Source organism: Streptomyces griseorubiginosus, assembly GCF_036345115.1.
GTDB lineage: Bacteria > Actinomycetota > Actinomycetes > Streptomycetales > Streptomycetaceae > Streptomyces > Streptomyces griseorubiginosus_C.
The window spans coordinates 5,811,452-5,828,663 of the sequence record NZ_CP107766.1; the positions used below are offsets into that span (position 1 = coordinate 5,811,452).

General features: G+C 72.8%; 11 protein-coding genes. 5 read left to right on the forward strand and 6 right to left on the reverse strand.

Features of this window, described 5'->3' with window-relative positions; translation table 11 throughout:
- Window positions 1-59 precede the first annotated feature (59 nt).
- On the forward strand, window positions 60-473 hold the full coding sequence (locus OHN19_RS26310; protein WP_123761118.1) for an organic hydroperoxide resistance protein: 414 nt from the start codon (window positions 60-62) through the stop codon (window positions 471-473).
- A gap of 101 nt (window positions 474-574) precedes the next feature.
- On the opposite strand, the gene OHN19_RS26315 is transcribed toward OHN19_RS26310, so the two are convergent.
- From OHN19_RS26315 to OHN19_RS26335, 5 genes are all read right to left on the reverse strand, one after another.
- A complete protein-coding gene (locus tag OHN19_RS26315; protein WP_330266558.1) occupies window positions 575-2,836 on the reverse strand; it encodes a bifunctional glycosyltransferase family 2 protein/CDP-glycerol:glycerophosphate glycerophosphotransferase in 2,262 nt (753 codons plus the stop codon).
- 139 nt (window positions 2,837-2,975) lie between these two features.
- Window positions 2,976-3,884 carry a carbohydrate ABC transporter permease gene (locus OHN19_RS26320; protein WP_330266559.1) on the reverse strand — a complete coding sequence of 303 codons (909 nt, stop codon included), beginning with the start codon at window positions 3,882-3,884 and terminating at the stop codon, window positions 2,976-2,978.
- A complete protein-coding gene (locus tag OHN19_RS26325; RefSeq protein ID WP_330266560.1) occupies window positions 3,881-5,224 on the reverse strand; it encodes a sugar ABC transporter permease in 1,344 nt (447 codons plus the stop codon). The genes OHN19_RS26320 and OHN19_RS26325 overlap by 4 nt, the downstream gene beginning before the upstream one ends.
- A gap of 4 nt (window positions 5,225-5,228) precedes the next feature.
- Window positions 5,229-6,608, reverse strand: a complete 1,380-nt coding sequence (locus tag OHN19_RS26330; protein WP_330266561.1) for an ABC transporter substrate-binding protein — start codon at window positions 6,606-6,608, stop codon at window positions 5,229-5,231.
- 175 nt (window positions 6,609-6,783) lie between these two features.
- Complete coding sequence (locus tag OHN19_RS26335) at window positions 6,784-11,154, reverse strand: FHA domain-containing protein (RefSeq protein ID WP_330269715.1); 4,371 nt, start codon at window positions 11,152-11,154, stop codon at window positions 6,784-6,786.
- Window positions 11,155-11,494: 340 nt separating this feature from the next.
- Between OHN19_RS26335 and OHN19_RS26340 the strand changes: the two genes are divergently transcribed.
- The 4 genes from OHN19_RS26340 to OHN19_RS26355 all read left to right on the forward strand — a co-directional run bounded on the left by OHN19_RS26340 (window position 11,495) and on the right by OHN19_RS26355 (window position 16,700).
- Complete coding sequence (locus OHN19_RS26340; RefSeq protein WP_330266562.1) at window positions 11,495-13,213, forward strand: serine/threonine-protein kinase; 1,719 nt, start codon at window positions 11,495-11,497, stop codon at window positions 13,211-13,213.
- A gap of 105 nt (window positions 13,214-13,318) precedes the next feature.
- Window positions 13,319-14,575: a serine/threonine-protein kinase gene (locus tag OHN19_RS26345; RefSeq protein ID WP_330266563.1), complete on the forward strand. Its 1,257-nt coding sequence runs from the start codon at window positions 13,319-13,321 to the stop codon at window positions 14,573-14,575.
- A gap of 66 nt (window positions 14,576-14,641) precedes the next feature.
- The gene (gene prfB, locus OHN19_RS26350; protein WP_330266564.1) at window positions 14,642-15,745 is read left to right on the forward strand and encodes a peptide chain release factor 2; all 1,104 of its coding nucleotides are present in this window, start codon (window positions 14,642-14,644) and stop codon (window positions 15,743-15,745) included.
- A gap of 292 nt (window positions 15,746-16,037) precedes the next feature.
- A complete protein-coding gene (locus tag OHN19_RS26355) occupies window positions 16,038-16,700 on the forward strand; it encodes a hypothetical protein (RefSeq protein WP_330266565.1) in 663 nt (220 codons plus the stop codon).
- A gap of 115 nt (window positions 16,701-16,815) precedes the next feature.
- On the opposite strand, the gene OHN19_RS26360 is transcribed toward OHN19_RS26355, so the two are convergent.
- Window positions 16,816-17,007, reverse strand: a complete 192-nt coding sequence (locus tag OHN19_RS26360) for a hypothetical protein (RefSeq protein WP_330266566.1) — start codon at window positions 17,005-17,007, stop codon at window positions 16,816-16,818.
- Between the last annotated feature and the right edge of the window lie 205 nt (window positions 17,008-17,212).

The following is a 17,212-nucleotide window of genomic DNA, read 5'->3' on the forward strand; positions in this document are numbered from 1 at the left end:
TGAATTGTGTGCTCTACTTGTGGCACCGAACAGGACTCACCCCCCAGGGACGGATTTCCATGGACGCGCTCTACACCGCAGTCGCCACCGCCACCCACGGCCGTGACGGCCGCGCCTTCACCAACGACGGCAAGATCGACGTGGCGCTGGCCCCGCCGGCGGAGCTGGGCGGCAACGGTCAGGGCACCAACCCGGAGCAGCTGTTCGCCGCCGGTTACGCCGCCTGTTTCGGCAGCGCCCTCGGTCTCGTCGGCCGCCAGGCCAAGGTGGACGTCAGCGACGCCGCCGTCACCGCCGAGGTCGGCATAGGCAAGCAGGGCGAGGGCTTCGGCCTCAAGGTCGCCCTGCGCGTGGAACTCCCCGACACCGTGGACGCGGAGACCGGCCGCAAGCTGGTCGAGCAGGCCCACCAGGTCTGCCCCTACTCCAACGCCACCCGTGGCAACATCGAGGTCGACCTCGTCATCGAGTAACCCCGCACGAAGCGGCGTTCAGGCGCCCGGCCGTCCGGCCGGGCGCCACGTCGTCGGTCGGCTCGGTGTGGGCCGGGACGGACTGGACGGCATGGGCCCTCCTAGAGGGTTTCGGTGACGGTCGGCTCCGCCGCGGGACGCGGCACCGTGGTCAGGGGCGAGCGGTCCGACGCGGCCGCCGCCGACGGCACCGGGTGGCGCTCCGCCGGCGGGATCACCGACGGCGACTCCGGCTCGCCCAGCACCACATGGCGTACGACCCGTTCGGCGGCGCGGCCGTCGTCGTACGGGCAGAAGCGCTCGCGGAACGCCGAGCGCAGCTGGGTGGAGCGGGAGCCGCGCCAGTGGCCGGTGGCGAAGATGTCGATCAGCTCGTCCTCGCTGCGCGCGATCGCGCCCGGAGCGAAGGACCGCAGGTCGAAGTAGGTGCCCCGGGCCGCCTCGTACGCCTCCCGGTCGTCCGCGTGGATCACGATCGGGCGGTCCAGGCCGGCGTAGTCGAACATCAGGGACGAGTAGTCGGTGACCAGGGCGTCCGAGGCCAGGCACAGGGACTCCACGCTCGGATGGTCGCTGACGTCGATGACGCGGGGTGTCGAGGCGGGGGCGAGCGGGCCGCCGTGCCGGTGGTGGGCGCGGGCCAGGACGACGAAGCGGGGGCCGAGGCGGCGCAGGAGCCGCTCCAGGTCGAGGGTGGTGCGCTGGGTGCGGCGGTAGTCGCGGTGGGTGGGCGCGTACAGGATCGCGACCGTGCCCTCGGGGACGCCGAGCGACTCGCGCAGCCGCCGTACGTCCTCCGAAGTCGCCCGCTGGAACACGTCGTTGCGGGGATGGCCGTAGGGAAGCACGGTGTAGCCGCCGGGAAGGGCCCGCTCCCAGGTGAGGGTGGCGTGGCGGTTGGGGGAGACCAGGTAGTCCCACTGGTCGGCGCCCCTGAGCATCGCGGCGAAGTCCAGGTTTCCTGCGGCCGCCGGGCGTTCCTGGAGGTCCAGGCCCATGTGCTTGAGGGGCGTGCCGTGTTGGGTCTGGACGAGGACCTGGCCGGGGCGCTTGACCAGGCGGCGGTCGAAGTCGGTGTTGTTCACCAGGTACTTGGAGCGGGCGAGTGCCGTCCAGTAGGCGGCCGTGTCCGGGGTGAGGCGGCGGGTCGCGGTCGGGATCGTGCGGTGGTGCTCGGGATCGGCGGCCCACGCGGTGCGGATGTGCGGGGCGAGGGAGCGGAACGCCTCCTCCAGCGCACCGGGGTTGCAGCCGTGGCCGCGGCCCCCGTACACGGCGAAGACGGCGCGGTCCTCACGGACGGGCAGGCGCAGTTGGACGCGGTAGTGCAGCCGGAGGGCCGCGGCGTGCAGGGCCTTGGTGAGCCGGACGGTGGGTTCGGCGATCCGCCGGCCGAGCAACTGGGCCAGTTCGAGGGTCCGTTGGGTGCGGTACAGGCCCAGGCGGATCGTGGTGTGCCGCAGCCGTGAGCCCACCGGGGCAGGGTGGCCCGGGGTGAGGTGAGCGCGGTAGAGCTCGCGGGCCCGCCGCAGGAACTCGGCGCGGGCGTCCCGTGGCAGACGGCCCCGCCCGCTGAACACCGCCCACAGGTCGTCCACCATGCGGCGGAACAACACCGGCCGCCACTGGGCGAGTTCGGGGTGCGTGTCGACGTACGCGAAGACCCTGTCGTACTGGTCGAAGACGTCGAAGTCCCTACGGCCGGCCCCCGCGGGGACGCTCCGGCGCCGCAGCCGGTGGTGGACGCAGACCCGGTCGAGGGTGGTGATCGACTCGGCCGTCATCAGGACCGGGCAGGTCCAGGGCAGGTCCGTGTGCCGCCCGGGCGGGAAGGCGAAGCCCTCGCGCTCGGCGAACTCCCTGCGGCACACCTTGTTCCAGGCGGCCGCCGGCATCCGCAGCAGCCCCGGCCGGTCCTCCAGGCGGAACTGGGCGGGCCCCTCCTCGGTGAGCAGGCCCGGGGCGGAGGCGCGGACGATCTCGCCCGACCACGGGACGAGCGCGTGGCCGTGGACCAGGACGTCGGGCTCGCCCGTCTCCTTCAGCCGGTCGGCGACCGACCGCAGCGCGTGCGGGGCGAGGGTGTCGTCGCCGTCGAGGAACACCAGGTAGTCGCCCGTGGCCTCGGCGATCCCCGTGTTGCGGGCAGGCCCCAGGCCCTCGTTGCGCGCCCGGTGGACGGCCCGCACGCGCGGGTCGCGGGCCGCGAACTCGTCGGCGATCTCGCCGCACGCGTCCGGGGACCGGTCGTCGACCACGATCAGCTCCAGATCGTCGTACGACTGCGACAGCACCGATTCCAGGCAGGCGGGCAGATACGCCTGCACCTGGTACGCGGGGACGATGACACTGAACCTGGGCACGGCACATCCATGGGTCGGCACGGGAGTTCTGCCCGGGAACGCACCGTGAGCGCCCTTGGTTACGGTCCGTACGGCATTCGGGCGAACGCGAAGGGGGCGGGCCGGTGTCGGCCCGCCCCCAACCCGGTTGCTCTGGACGCTACTTGACCGCGCCCGCCATCACACCGGACACGAACTGCCGCTGGAACGCGAAGAACACGATCAGCGGAATCACCATCGAGATGAACGCACCCGGCGCCAGCACGTCGACATTGTCGGCGAAGGCGCGCATCTGGGTCTGGAGGGCGACCGTGATCGGCTGGCTGTCGGCGTCCGTGAACACCAGGGCGATCAGCATGTCGTTCCACACCCACAGGAACTGGAAGATGCCCAGGCTCGCGATCGCGGGCGCGCCGAGCGGCAGCACCACCCTTGCGAACAGGCGCAGTTCACCCGCGCCGTCGAGCCGGGCCGCCTCCAGGAGTTCGCGCGGGATCTCGGCGAAGAAGTTCCGCAACAGGAACACCGCGAACGGCAGACCGAAGCCCGTGTGGAAGAGGACCACGCCGAAGATGTTGCCGAACAGGCCGATCTTGCCGAAGAGTTCGGCGATCGGGATGAGCGCCACCTGCACCGGCACCACCAGCAGACCGACCACGGCCATGAACCACCAGTCGCGGCCCGGGAAGTCCATCCACGCGAACGCGTAGCCCGCGAGCGCGCCGATGACGATCACCAGGAGCGTCGCCGGGACCGTGATCAGGATGGTGTTGACGATGGAGTTGGTGATGTCGCTGTTGTGCAGGAGCTTGTCGTAGCTGTCGAGGGTGAGCTGGGACGGCTTGGTGAAGACCGTCCACCAGCCGCTCGCGGTCATGTCCTCGGGGCTGCGCAGCGAGGAGATCAGCAGACCGATCGTCGGCACCAGCCAGAACAGGCCGACCAGGACGAGCAGGACGCTGATCACCCCGCCGCTGACCCGCTCGACCAGCCTGGAGCCGAGGGACTGCTTCGCCTTCGTGCCCCCCGCCGACGCCGTCTCGGGAAGCCTCTCGGCCTGGGTCGTCATCGCCGTACCTCCCGCCTGAGCCGCCGGATGTTGAACCACATCACCGGGATGACGAGCAGCAGCAGGAACACCGAGATGGCGCTCGCGATGCCCGGCTGGTCCTCGGAGAAGCCCTTGAGGTACAGCTCCAGGGCGAGCACGTTCGCGTCGTCCCGCGAGGAGCCCGGGGCGATGATGTAGACCAGGTCGAAGATCTTCAGGACGTTGATCATCAGGGTCACGGTGACCACCGCGAGGACCGGCGCGAGCAGTGGCACCGTGACCCTGCGGAAGACCTGCCACTCGCTCGCGCCGTCGACCCGGGCCGCCTCCAGGAGTTCCCGGGGGATGCCCGCGAGCCCGGCCGCGATCAGCACCATCGCGAAACCGGCCCACATCCAGATGTACGACCCGATGATCGCCGGCGTCACCAGCGACGGGCCGAGCCAGTCGACCCCGTTGTAGGCCTCCTTGAAGTTGCTCGCCGGAAGCCGTAGTTGGGCGCCGTTCGCCTTCTCCGAGAAGGAGAAGGTGCCGTCGTCGCCCGCCTTCGCCGTCTCGACGACCTTGCCGTCCTTGACCGCCTCGATCTTCATGCCGGGGTAGCCGAGTTCGCTGGGGTCGACCCCGCCGAGCTTGCCGACGCCCTTGCCGCGCGTGAAGTCCTGCCAGGTGGTGCCGGTGATCCGGCCCGGGTCCGCCTGGGGCGCCACGGCCTTCTTGGCGTCACTCGGCATCTGGTCCGGGGCCACGCCCACCAGGGGCAGCGTGACCGTGCCGCCGGTGTGGACCGTGGCCTTGGTGACGAAGCCGCCGCCCTGGGGCACCAGCGGGGAGTTCCGGCCGGGGTGGGCCTTCGGGAACGCCGAGGACGGCGCGAACGTGTCGTGCACGCCCACCCACACCGCGTTCGCGAACCCCTTGTCCGGGTCCTGGTCGTAGACGAGGCGGAAGATGATGCCCGCCGCCAGCATCGAGATCGCCATCGGCATGAAGACGAGCAGTTTGAACGCCGTGCCCCAGCGGATCCGCTCCGTCAGCACCGCGAAGATCAGACCGAGCGCGGTGGAGATCGTCGGCGCGAACACCACCCAGATGACGTTGTTCTTCAGGGCGGTGCGGATGCCGTCGTCGGTGAACAGGGCCTTGTAGTTGTCGATCCCGGCGAAGCCGTCGCCGGACTGGTCGTAGAAGCTGCGGACCAGCGAGTACCCGATCGGGTAGACCACGAGCGCGCCCAGCAGCACGAGGGCGGGCAGCAGGAACAGCACTGCCACGGTCCTGCGGGTGCCGGTCACGCTCTTGCGCGACTTGGGAGAGGCAGGGGCCGGTGGGACCCCTGCCTCGGTTGCCGATGTCATCGCCTCAGTTCCCGTAGGCAGCCGCCGCGTCGGCCTCCAGCTTGGCCTGGGTGCCCGCGATGTTCTTCGGGTTGGTCAGGAAGTCCTGGAGCGCCTTCCACTCGCCCTTGCCGGGCGTGCCGCCGAAGGCCTGCGGGGCCTGGTCGGACATGTCGAAGCGGAAGTCGTCACCCGAGTCGATCAGCGCCTTGGCGATCTTCTGCTGCACCGGGTTCGGATACGAGGAGATGTCCACGCTCTTGTTCGGCGAGAGATAGCCGCCGAGCTTGGCCTGGATGGTCGCCGCGTCCGGGGAGGCCAGGAAGGTCGCCAGGGCCTGCGCCGCCTTGGAGTCCTTCAGGATCACGGCCGCGTCGCCGCCGGAGACCACGGGGGCCGTGTCGCCGACCTTCGGGAAGGGGAAGACCTTCGCGTCGGTGCCGACCTTCGCCTTGGCCGTCTGGATGTTGACCTGCGCGAAGTCGCCCTCGTAGACCATGGCGGCCTTGGGCTGGTCGCCGCCGGTGAAGGTCTGGGTGACGGAGGCCGGGAAGTCCGTCTGGAGCGCGCCCTTCGCACCGCCGGCCACGTAGTCCTTCTTGCCCCAGACCTGGGCCAGCGTGGTCAGCGCGTCCTTCACGGACGGGTCCGTCCACTTGATCTCGTGCTTGGCCAGCTGGTCGTACTTCTCCGGGCCCGCCTGGGAGAGGTAGATGTTCTCGAACCAGTCGGTGAGGGTCCAGCCCTCGGCGCCGCCGACGGAGAACGGCGTCACGCCCGAGTCGTACACCGTCTGCGCGGTGGTGAGCAGCTCGTCCCAGGTCTTCGGCTCGGTGGCGCCCGCGTTCTCGAAGACCTTGGCGTTGTACCAGATCAGGGACTTGTTGGCGGCCTTGTAGTAGACGCCGTACTGGGTGCCGTCGATCTTGCCGATGTCCTGCCAGCCCTGCGAGTAGTTCTTCGCGAGCTCCGCCTTGGCCTCGGCGCCCAGCGGCTTGGCCCACTTCTTGTCGACGGCCTGCTTGATGGCGCCGGGCTGCGGGAGCATCGCGATGTCCGGCGGCTGACCGCCCGCGACCTTCGAGCCCAGGAAGTTGACGATGGGGTCCTGCGCGGGCACGAAGGTCACCTTGGCGCCGGTGCGCTTCTCGAACTCCGCTAGGACCTTCTTGAAGTTGGCCTGCTCCTCGCCGCTCCACACGGCGGCCACCTGGAGGCTGCTGCCGTTCAGCTTGGGGAGGGTGACGGTGGTGCCGGTCTCCTTGCCGCCGGTCGCACCGGTGTCACTGCTCTTGTCGTCGTCCCCGCCGCAGGCGCTGAGCGAGAGGGCGAGGGCGGCCGCGAGGGCGGCGGCCGCGGTCTTCGCTGCCCTGGGCTTTCGGTTTGTGCTGCTCGTGCTGCGCATCACGTCCCCGTTCCTCGTTCCTCGTCGAACGTTGAGGGTGTCCCGTGCGAACTGGTCTACGCCGGGAGAACTGGGTCGGCAAGGGCGCGTCGGCTGTCAAGCGGGAGATCGTTGCGGCCTCGTGACCAGTACGGCTGCGTGCGGGCACACGTCGAAGAGGGGCAGCCTGGTTCGGCTAAAGCAGTGACGGCACCTCTGCTGCTGCGACTTCCCTCGCTGCCCGTTCCAATGCGCTGGCGAGCAGAGCAAGATCTGTCGGGCCGTTCCCCAGCTCCCGCACCGGACGGCGGGTCGGGGGATCGCCCATGCGCTCCCACTCCAGGGGCACCACCGTGGGACGGAGGGTTGCCGTACGGGGGATGCGGCCCGTGACCCGGCCCGCCTGGAAGGCGGTCACCCGGCCGTCGGACCGGGTCAGCCGGCCTCGGCCGGGGGCCGGTTCCTCCGGCCCGGTGGCCGGGGCGTCCAGGGTGACGCGGAGGGTGGCCCGGCGGGCCGGTTCCGACTCCGCCGTACGGCCGCCCGGGCCGCTCGCGGCCACCAGGTGCACGCCCAGCCGCTCGCCCTCGCGGGCCACCGCCTCCAGCGCGCGTATGACCGATCCGGCGGCGGGCCGGCCGGGGGAGCCGAGGGGCGGGGAGACCAGGGCGTCCAGATCGTCCACGACCACCACCAGGCGGGGGAGCGGCGGCACGGCCTCCGCCTGGCGCCGGGCCGCGCCGGGGCGCAGCCGGATGGTGGCGCTGGGCGGGGAGTCGAGGTCGGCTGCGGCCGGGTCGGCGGCCGCCGCGGCGGGGATGCCGTTGGTGCCCGCGGTGCCGTGAGGGCCCGCGGTGCTCTGGACGCCCGTGGTGGAGGTGCCCTTCGCGGCGGACGGGCCGCGGGTCGTCGCCGTGCGCTGGGCGACCATACGGCCGGACAGCTCGCGCCCGGTGTGCCACTCGGCGAAGTCGGAGCGGCCGAGCAGCTCCGCGCGCCGCTTCAGCTCGGCGCTCAGGGACTGGGCGAACTCCCGCATGCGGACCGGGTCGTTGGCGGTGAGGTGGGTGGTCACGTGCGGCACGTCCGTGCACACGCGCAGCCCCTCGCCGTGGCCGCCGCCGGCGCCCACGCTGTCCCGGCCGTCCATCAGGACGACGCTGAGCCGGTCGGGGCGCTCGGCCGCGGCCAGCGAGGCGACGACGGCCCGGAGCAGTTCCGTACGGCCGCTGCCCGCGGGTCCCTCGATCAGCAGGTGCGGGCCCTCGGCCACGAGGTCGGCGCAGACCGGGCCGCGCGGGCCGGCCCCCAGCACCGCCCAGGCCCGGCCGCCGAGCGACTCCGGGTCGTCGGCCGCGTCCGCCCAGCGTGTCATCAGCGACGGCGGGGTGGCCCGGGCCAGCCCCAGCTCGTCCAGCAGCCGCGCCGACTGGGGCAGCGGGGAGGACACGCGCGCGTGGCCCGCACCGGCGGTCCCGTCCGTGCGCAGGGGCGCCAGCGCCCGCGCGAACCGCTCGGCCCAGGCGGCGGAGACGGCGTCCACGGCGGCGACGGTGCCGTGGCCCACGGGGGTCGGTGCGGGGGTGAGGTGGAGGGTGTCGGGGTCGGTGCGCGTGCCGGTGCCGTGTCCCGCGGAGGCCACGGCGTGCCCGGCGGCGGTGGGCCGGGGCACGGTGCGGGTGGTGTCGGCGCCGGGGTGCCGGGTTGCCGGACGGGTTGTGTCCGGGCGGGTGGTCTCCGCGTTCGGCACGGTGCCGTAGGTCTCGGAATCTGCGCCCGGGGCCGTCGGAGCGCTCCCGCTTCCGCTCGGGGCCGTCGGCCGGCCCGCGCCGGTCGGCATCCCCGCGCGCGCCACCCGCATCAGCCGCAGGGCCGTCGCCACGTCCCCGCTGAGCAGGCCGACCGCGCCGCACTCCCGGAACGTCGGGGCCGCCGCGCAGGCCGCCTCGTAGGTGTCGGTCACCGGGGAGGCGGGGGAGGCGGGGGCCGTCTCGGCCAGGCAGACGACGTGGATACCGGCCCGCGGGCCCTGTGCCGCCAGCCGTGCCACCGCCTTGCGCAGATCCGCGCCACCGGGATCGCCGTCGACGACGACGACGGTGTACGGCCCCGGAAAACCGCCGGTGTCGCCGCCCTCGGCGTCGTCGCGGGCCCAGGAAGGCCGTCGGGCGGCGCCCCGGAGTCCGTCCGGGGCGGCGGAGCGGGCCGCCGGGATCATGCCGCGGGGCGGGGCGAGCTCCGCGTCGGCCAGGTGGTCGTCCAGGCGCCTGAGGAGTTCGTCGGTGCGGGCCGCGGCCTGTTCGCGGTCGTGGGCCAGGAGGAGGCGGCAGTCCTGGCCGTGGCCCGGGCGGACATGGGGGAGCCAGCCCAGCCAGGACCACTCGGCGGTGCGCTCCTGCGCGGGCCGGGAGCGGTCCGCGCTGATCAGGACGATCTCCAGGGTCTCGGGCGCGTGCAGGGCGGCGAGCTGGGCCACCACCGCGCGGGCCAGCCCGGCCAGCCGCGCGCGCGGACCGGCGAGACCCAGCGCGCCCGCCTCGCGCAGATCCGCGGTCACCGGAACGGCGGGCAACAGCCCCGACCCGTCGGGCGCGGCCCGGTCGGCGGTGCCGAGCCGCACGGTGAGCGCCTCCGGGTGCCCCGGCCCGCGCTCCCACAGGCGGGCACCCGGGCCCAGTGCCGTCAGCAGCAGCGCGGCGGGGTCCGGCCAGACCTCGGGCACCTGGGCGGCGGTGGCCGACGGAGCGGTGGCGACGGGGGCCGGCTCCTCGGCGTACGCCTCGTCCCGCTCGGCGGTCTCCGGCTCGCCCCGGCCCCCGGCCAGCCGCCGCGCCCACTTGCCGAGCCCGCCGCGCCGACGCCCGCTCTGCGGGGCGTCCGTCCCGCGCAGGGGGGTGCCTTTGCGGCGGCCGGTGCCGGGTTCGGCGGGGTCGGGGGTGGAGGGGGTGTCCTGGGCGGTGGGGGGCTGCACGGAGGGCCCCGAGGCAGCGGCCGTGGACTCCGTGAACGAACCGATTCCGGCCTGGCCGCCGTGGGTGTCTCCGACGGAGCCGACGGAACTGGCGGAGCCGACGGAGTTGCCGGACCCGACGTAGCCCGAAGAGCTCCCGACGCCACCGCCACCGGCGCTCTCCGGCCCGCGCAGACGCCGTTCACCCGTGTCACCGGAGGCCGCCCCCGCGGAGCCGTGAGCACGCGCACCCGGCACCGCCCCGCTCACGCCAGGCCGCTCTCCGACATTCCCGCTCGAGGCCGCGCCGAGCGAACCGCCGGCCCGGCCACCGCCCCGGTTCTCGATCCGAGGCGCCCCGCCCTGCCCCGGCACGACGACCGGCGGCTCGACGGGACCATGGCCCTGGGCTTGCGCTACCCCGGGGTCCCCGCCGGAAGCGCCCCAGTCGGCCGAACCGTAGGTGTGGTGGGTCCGGTCGGTCGGCGGCTGGGCCGTGGCACCGCCGCTGTCCCGCCCCCCACGCGCGTGTGCCGAGCCTTCGGCGCCCCCGCCCGAGACCGATGCCCCCGCACCGGCCCCGCTCGCTCCGGCCCCGTTTCCTCCGGCCCGCCCCGAAACCCGCCGCCCCCGCCCCGCACCAGACCGGTACGCGGCCTCGCCCGCTCCCGCAGTGCTCCCCGGCGCCCCACGCCCCGGCCCGGCCCCGTACCCGGTCGTGGCGGCAGCCTCACCCGCTTCCGCAGTGCTGTCGGGTGCGCCACGCTCCTGCCCCGGCAGGTGCCCGGCCGCAGCAGCCGCACCGCGAGGCGTCCCGAAGTCCCGTCCCCCGCCCCGGGAACGGTCCGCTCCCCGGCCCGCCCCCGATCCGTCGGCGCCCTCGGCCGGCCCCGCGGTACCGCGCCCGCTGCCGCCGTCCCCGGACGCGCTCTCGCCGGGCGCGACCCGCACGTGCCCTTCCCCGTCCGGCTCCGTCCCCAGACGTGGGCCGCCGCTGGGGGACAGGCGGAGCACCGACTCGCCGATCCTCAGGAGTGCCCCCGGGGGGAACCGGACCGGGCGGGCGCCCACGCGGGCGCCGTCCAGGATCGTGCCGTTCGTGGAGCCGAGGTCGGCCACCGAGACGTGGCCGTCGGCGGCGACGGTGATCGCGCAGTGGAGGCGGGAGACGTCGGGGTCGTCGAGCGGGACGTCGGCGTCGGCGGAGCGCCCGATGTGGATCTGACCGCCGTGCAGCAGGTGGACACCGCCCGCGTCGGGGCCGGCGACCACATGGAGCTGGGTGGGTGCCTCGTCGAGCTCGGGGTGGGGCTCGGGGGCCGCCGGGGCGCCCAGCGAGAGCACCGCTCCGTCGATCAGCGGGGGCTCGCCGAGGGTGGCGCGCTGGGCGTCCAGCCGCTCGCCGTCCGCGTACAGCACGACGGTGCCGCCGCCGCGCTCGGCCTCGCCCGCGCGGGAGGCGCCCGCCTCCCCGGGGACCGCGGAGGCGAGGGCGCCGGCCACCGCGGCCAGTGCGGTGCCGACGGGAGCGGTGACCAGCACGTCGCAGCTCGCGGCGCGGCCGCGGGCCCGGTCGGGCGGGCCCAGCGGGTCTACGACGGTCAGCCGGATCTGCATCGCCGTCAGCGGTCCCTTCTGCTCGGACGCGGACATCCCCACCCCGCACGAGCACCATCGGCCAGTACTGCACGCATCCTCGCACCTGCCACTGACAACACGCCCGCCGCCCGAGGGCAAGTGATCTTGATTGGTCAGCTCTGCCCCCAAAAGTGCCTGACCAGTGCAGCGCGGGCGATCACTTGAGATCGGTCACGTCAACGTCCGGCAACCGGGAGCCCCGGACGGAGCGTCTTTGTTTCGAACGTGCTTGGCAACGCTTACGCAGTGCCAGGAGGAGCGGCACTACAGTGGGTCGGAAGTGGGTCGGAACGACAGCAAGCAGCAGGGAGTGCATGACGTGCGGCCGGTTGGCAGCAAGTACTTCCTCGAGGAGCCGCTCGGACGCGGTGCCACGGGGACCGTCTGGCGAGCACGCCAGCGGGAGACCGCGGGCGCCGAGGCGGCCGTGGCCGGACAGCCGGGCGAGACCGTCGCGATCAAGGTCCTCAAGGAGGAGCTCGCGAGCGACCCGGACATCGTGATGCGGTTCCTGCGCGAGCGCTCCGTCCTGCTCAGGCTGACCCACCCGAACATCGTGCGGGTGCGCGACCTGGTCGTCGAGGGCGATCTGCTCGCCCTGGTCATGGACCTCGTCGAGGGCCCCGACCTGCACCGCTACCTGCGCGAGAACGGCCCCTTCAGCCCGGTCGGCGCCGCCCTGCTCACCGCCCAGATCGCCGACGCGCTCGCCGCGAGCCATGCCGACGGCGTGGTCCACCGCGACCTCAAGCCGGCCAACGTGCTGCTGCGGCAGTACGGCGGCCAGATGCACCCCCTGCTGACCGACTTCGGCATCGCGCGCCTCGCGGACTCCCCGGGACTGACCCGGACCCAGGAGTTCGTCGGCACGCCCGCGTACGTCGCTCCCGAGTCCGCCGAGGGCCGCCCGCAGACCTCCGCGGTCGACATCTACGGCGCCGGGATCCTGCTGTACGAACTGGTCACCGGCCGTCCGCCGTTCGCCGGCGGCTCCGCCCTGGAAGTCCTGCACCAGCACCTGAGCGCCGAACCGCGCCGCCCCTCCACGGTCCCCGACCCGCTGTGGACCGTCATAGAGCGCTGTCTGAGCAAGAACCCGGACCGCCGTCCCAGTGCCGAGAACCTCGCGCGCGGGCTGCGTGTGGTCGCCGAGGGCATCGGTGTGCACGCGAACTCCGCGCAGATCGCCGCGGCGGAGAACGTCGGCGCCCTGCTGCTGCCCGACCCCGACCCGGCCGCCGTCCCGGACACGCCCGGCGCCGCCGACCCGACGCAGGTGCTGCCGCACCGCGCGGGTGCCGTCGACCCCAACGCCGCGACCAGCTTCCTGCCGCACACCGGCGCCGGGAACCCGGTCGGTGCCGCCGACCCCACCGCCGTACTCCCGACGAACCGCGGCGCGGCCGACCCGACCGCCGTCATGCCGCCGGTGCCGCCCGGACAGCCGGGCCAGTACGGACAGCAGGGCCACGGACAGCAGGGACATGGGCAGCAGTCCGGTGGGCCCGAGGATCCGCACCCCTGGCAGAACCAGCTGCGCGCGGCCCGGGACCGCAACGAACAGACGCAGGTGCAGTACCTCGACCCGAGTGAGGACCCGCTGCGCCGCCGCCCCCAGCGGCAGGTCGCAAGGCCCCAGCAGCAGCAGCCGCCGCAGCGCCAGCAGCGGCCCCCGCAGCGTCCGCCGCAGGGCGGCTACGGCCGTCAGCAGCAGCCCCAGCCGCAGCAGTACGCCCCGCCGCAGCCCCAGCCGCAGCGGTACGCGCCCCCGCCGCAGCCCGAGCGCCCCGCGCGCGAGCCCCGGCAGCCGCGGCAGCGCAGTGCCAACCCGATGAAGATCCCGGGTCTGGGCTGCCTCAAGGGCTGTCTGTTCACGATCGTCATCCTGTTCGTGGCGAGCTGGCTGATCTGGGAGCTGAGCCCGCTCCAGGAGTGGATCGGCACCGGCAAGAGCTACTGGCAGCAGCTCGGGGACATCATCGACACCGTGAGCGGATGGATCGGAGATCTCGGCGGAAACTCCTCAGGTCAGCAGTAACTCTGGGGATTTGTCGACACCCAGCGGGTGATTTCCGTCTCCGCGGTGAAGGTTGGCTCCCGCGACGCGTAGCTTTGGCGACAACACGCGTCTGTAGGAGCAGTCTTGGCACGGAAGATCGGCAGCCGGTACACCGCCAACCAGATCCTGGGGCGGGGCAGCGCCGGCACGGTGTGGCTCGGCGAGGGACCCGAGGGGCCCGTCGCCGTCAAGCTGCTGCGCGAGGACCTCTCGTCCGACCAGGAACTCGTCGGCCGGTTCGTCCAGGAGCGCACGGCACTGCTCGGTCTGGAGCACCCCCATGTGGTCTCCGTACGCGACCTCGTGGTCGACGGCAATGACCTCGCGCTCGTCATGGACCTGGTCCGGGGCACCGATCTGCGTACCCGGCTCGACCGGGAGAAGCGGCTCGCGCCCGAGGCGGCGGTGGCGATCGTGGCGGACGTCGCCGACGGCCTGGCCGCCGCGCACGCGGCCGGGGTCGTGCACCGGGACGTGAAGCCGGAGAACATCCTGCTGGACATGCAGGGCCCCCTGGGACCCGGCGGGTCCCACCCGGCCCTGCTGACCGACTTCGGCGTGGCCAAGCTCATCGACTCGCCGCGCCGGACCCGCGCCACGAAGATCATCGGGACGCCGGACTACCTCGCGCCCGAGATCGTCGAGGGCCTGCCGCCGCGCGCCTCCGTGGACATCTACGCTCTCGCGACCGTCCTGTACGAGCTGCTCGCGGGCTTCACCCCGTTCGGCGGCGGGCACCCGGGGGCGGTGCTGCGGCGCCATGTGACCGAGACGGTGGTGCCGCTCCCCGGGATCCCCGACGAGCTGTGGCAGCTGATCGTGCAGTGCCTGGCGAAGGCCCCGGCGTCCCGGCTGCGCGCCTCCGAGCTGGGCGTGCGGCTGCGGGAGCTGCTGCCGCTGCTGGCCGGGATTCCGCCGCTGGACGTGGACGAGCCGGACGCGGAGCCGGAGGACGAGCAGGACGGGGAGGGAACCGCCCCCGCGTCCGCCGGTGAGCCGGTCTCCTCCGGGCGGCCCGCGCGGCGGGGTGCCGTACCCCTGGTGCCGGGCGCGAGGCCCGCCGACTCCAACCGGGACACGCACACGTCGATGCGGGTGCCGGCGCCCGACGAGCTGGCCGGGGGCGCGCTGGGCACCGCCCGGGTGCCGCGGGCCGCCGGGGCACCGCGGCCGGGGTCCGCCCGGAACCGGGCGACCACACGACGGCGGCGGCTGGCCGTCGGGGCCGCGGCGGCCGTGCTGGTGGCCGCGGCGGGCATCGGCGTGTGGGCGGCCACCTCGGGGGACGACGCCGGGGCGTCACCGCAGGACACGAAGAACTCCGCACCGGCCTCGCCCTGAGGGGGCCGGGGCCCGCACCCCGGGGGACGACCGACGTCGGTTGCCACAGCCGTTAGGCTGGAGGGCGTGGCAGTCGTCGATGTATCCGAAGAGCTCAAGTCCCTCTCCTCGACCATGGAGTCGATCGAGGCCGTTCTGGACCTCGACAAGCTGAGGGCAGACATCGCCGTGCTCGAGGAGCAGGCGGCCGCGCCGTCCCTCTGGGACAACCCGGACGAGGCGCAGAAGATCACCAGCAAGCTCTCCCACCTCCAGGCGGAGGTGCGCAAGGCCGAGGCCCTGCGCGGTCGTATCGACGACCTGAGCGTCCTCTTCGAGATGGCCGAGGAGGAGGACGACCCGGACACCCGCGCCGAGGCCGAGTCCGAGCTCACCGCCGTCAAGAAGGCGCTGGACGAGATGGAGGTGCGCACCCTCCTGTCCGGCGAGTACGACTCGCGTGAGGCGCTCGTCAACATCCGCGCCGAGGCCGGTGGCGTCGACGCCGCCGACTTCGCGGAGAAGCTCCAGCGGATGTACCTGCGCTGGGCGGAGCAGAAGGGCTACAAGACCGAGCTCATCGAGACGTCGTACGCGGAAGAGGCCGGCATCAAGTCGACCACCTTCGCCGTGCAGGCGCCGTACGCCTACGGCACGCTCTCCGTCGAGCAGGGCACCCACCGGCTCGTGCGCATCTCGCCGTTCGACAACCAGGGGCGCCGTCAGACCTCCTTCGCGGGCGTGGAGATCCTGCCCGTGGTCGAGCAGACCGACCACATCGAGATCGACGAGTCCGAACTGCGCGTGGACGTCTACCGGTCCTCCGGACCCGGCGGACAGGGCGTCAACACCACCGACTCCGCGGTGCGGCTGACCCACCTCCCCACCGGCATCGTCGTCTCCTGCCAGAACGAGCGGTCGCAGATCCAGAACAAGGCGACCGCCATGAACGTCCTCCAGGCGAAGCTGCTGGAGCGGCAGCGCCAGGAGGAGCGGGCCAAGATGGACGCCCTGAAGGACGGCGGCAGCTCCTGGGGCAACCAGATGCGTTCGTACGTCCTGCACCCGTACCAGATGGTCAAGGACCTGCGCACCGAGTTCGAGGTCGGCAATCCCGAGGCTGTGTTCAACGGCGAGATCGACGGCTTCATCGAAGCCGGAATTCGCTGGCGCAAGCAGCAGGAGAAGTAACTTTGTCGACTTGACCACCGCTTGCCAACTGCCGCCCACCGGGCGGCAGTTTGCTTTATGTCTGGGTTTTACATCACACTCACAGACCGCTTTCCCCGGCAAAGGGCCCGTAGTTGGACATCGCGCGCGCAACGGCCTTGACGATGCTTTGAAAAATGGGAAGGGTAAAGCGCGGCATGCGTATCTCTGGGGCGCATGTGAACCGGGGGACTTGAGTACAGCTGCCTTCCTCCGTCGATCACGGCCCCGAGCGCCGCCTCATTGACGATGAGCTACTGGGGGTAGCAACCACATGACGAAGAAGACGCGGATCCGGATCGCGCGCATAGCCGCCGGTGCCGTGATCGCGGCCGGTGCCTCGCTGACCGCCGCCGGCGCTGCTTCCGCGCTGGAGATCAACGTGGGCGTGGGCGCCGATGGCGTCAGCGCGAGCGTGAACACCGGCGACGACGACCCGGGTGACGGCACTCCGACCGAGCCGGGCGACGGCATCCCGACCGCGCCCAACCCGACGGAGGAGCCGCCCACCGAGGAGCCGCCGACCGAGCAGCCGCCCACGGAGGAGCCGCCCACCGAGGAGCCGCCGACCATCCCGTCGGAGCCCACCGAGGAGCCCACCGAGCCCACCGAGGCCCCGTCCGACCCGGGCACCGGGAACGGCAACGGCAATGGGAACGGCAACGGCAACGGGAACGCCGGTGGCGGCGGCAACAACGCCGACCCCGACGGCGGCTCCAACGCCTCCACCCAGGAAGAGGGCTCCTCGGCCCTCACCGAGACCGGCACGGACACCACGTCCAACACGTCGGCCCAGGGCAACGGCAAGGAGCTCGCCGAGACCGGTGCCGGTCAGACGACCTTCCTGCTCATCGGTGCCGCCACGATGATCGCCGGTGGCATCGGCTTCCGTGTCCTGCCGCGCCTCGCCGGCGGCCGCGGTGGCGCTGCCGCCTGACGGTGACGACCGGTAGCCGCGTGCCCGCCTAGCGTGCGCATGCTGTACGACGAAGGGCCCGGAGCGTGTCCGCTCCGGGCCCTTCGTATGCGCTTGGTTTGTCCTTGGCCGCCGGCTAGGCGGTCTGGTGGGCCAGCAGGGCCACCGCCGCGATCAGGACCGCGAGCAGGGCGATCAGGGCCATGGGGTTCAGGCCCGCGAAGTAGTTCTCCTGCTGCATCCGCTCGCGGTTCGCCCGGCACACGGGGCACCGGCCCTCGCTCACGGGCGCCGCACAGTTTGCGCACACCAGGCGGTCGTACGTCATGCGCGTCACCCTTCTTGCCGACGGTTCCGTACAGAAGAACGCTCCCCGACGGCAGAACGTTCCCTTCTCCACTGTGCCAGGTTCACCTGGGGGCCGCCTGTGCGGTTCCGAAGACGGGGATTCCAGGTCGGCACAAAACCGCCCAACCGATACGCAACCCGAACCGGCGCCTGCGCTCGCACACCCGGTTCGCGTATGGTCACGC

Excerpts from the sequence above, each read along its gene's own strand:
- OHN19_RS26360 (WP_330266566.1), bottom strand. The coding sequence starts at position 17,007 with ATGACGTACGACCGCCTGGTGTGCGCAAACTGTGCGGCGCCCGTGAGC.
- OHN19_RS26355 (WP_330266565.1), top strand. The coding sequence starts at position 16,038 with ATGACGAAGAAGACGCGGATCCGGATCGCGCGCATAGCCGCCGGTGCC.
- OHN19_RS26335 (WP_330269715.1), bottom strand. The coding sequence starts at position 11,154 with ATGCAGATCCGGCTGACCGTCGTAGACCCGCTGGGCCCGCCCGACCGG.
- OHN19_RS26320 (WP_330266559.1), bottom strand. The coding sequence starts at position 3,884 with ATGACGACCCAGGCCGAGAGGCTTCCCGAGACGGCGTCGGCGGGGGGC.
- OHN19_RS26310 (WP_123761118.1), top strand. The coding sequence starts at position 60 with ATGGACGCGCTCTACACCGCAGTCGCCACCGCCACCCACGGCCGTGAC.
- OHN19_RS26325 (WP_330266560.1), bottom strand. The coding sequence starts at position 5,224 with ATGACATCGGCAACCGAGGCAGGGGTCCCACCGGCCCCTGCCTCTCCC.
- OHN19_RS26330 (WP_330266561.1), bottom strand. The coding sequence starts at position 6,608 with ATGCGCAGCACGAGCAGCACAAACCGAAAGCCCAGGGCAGCGAAGACC.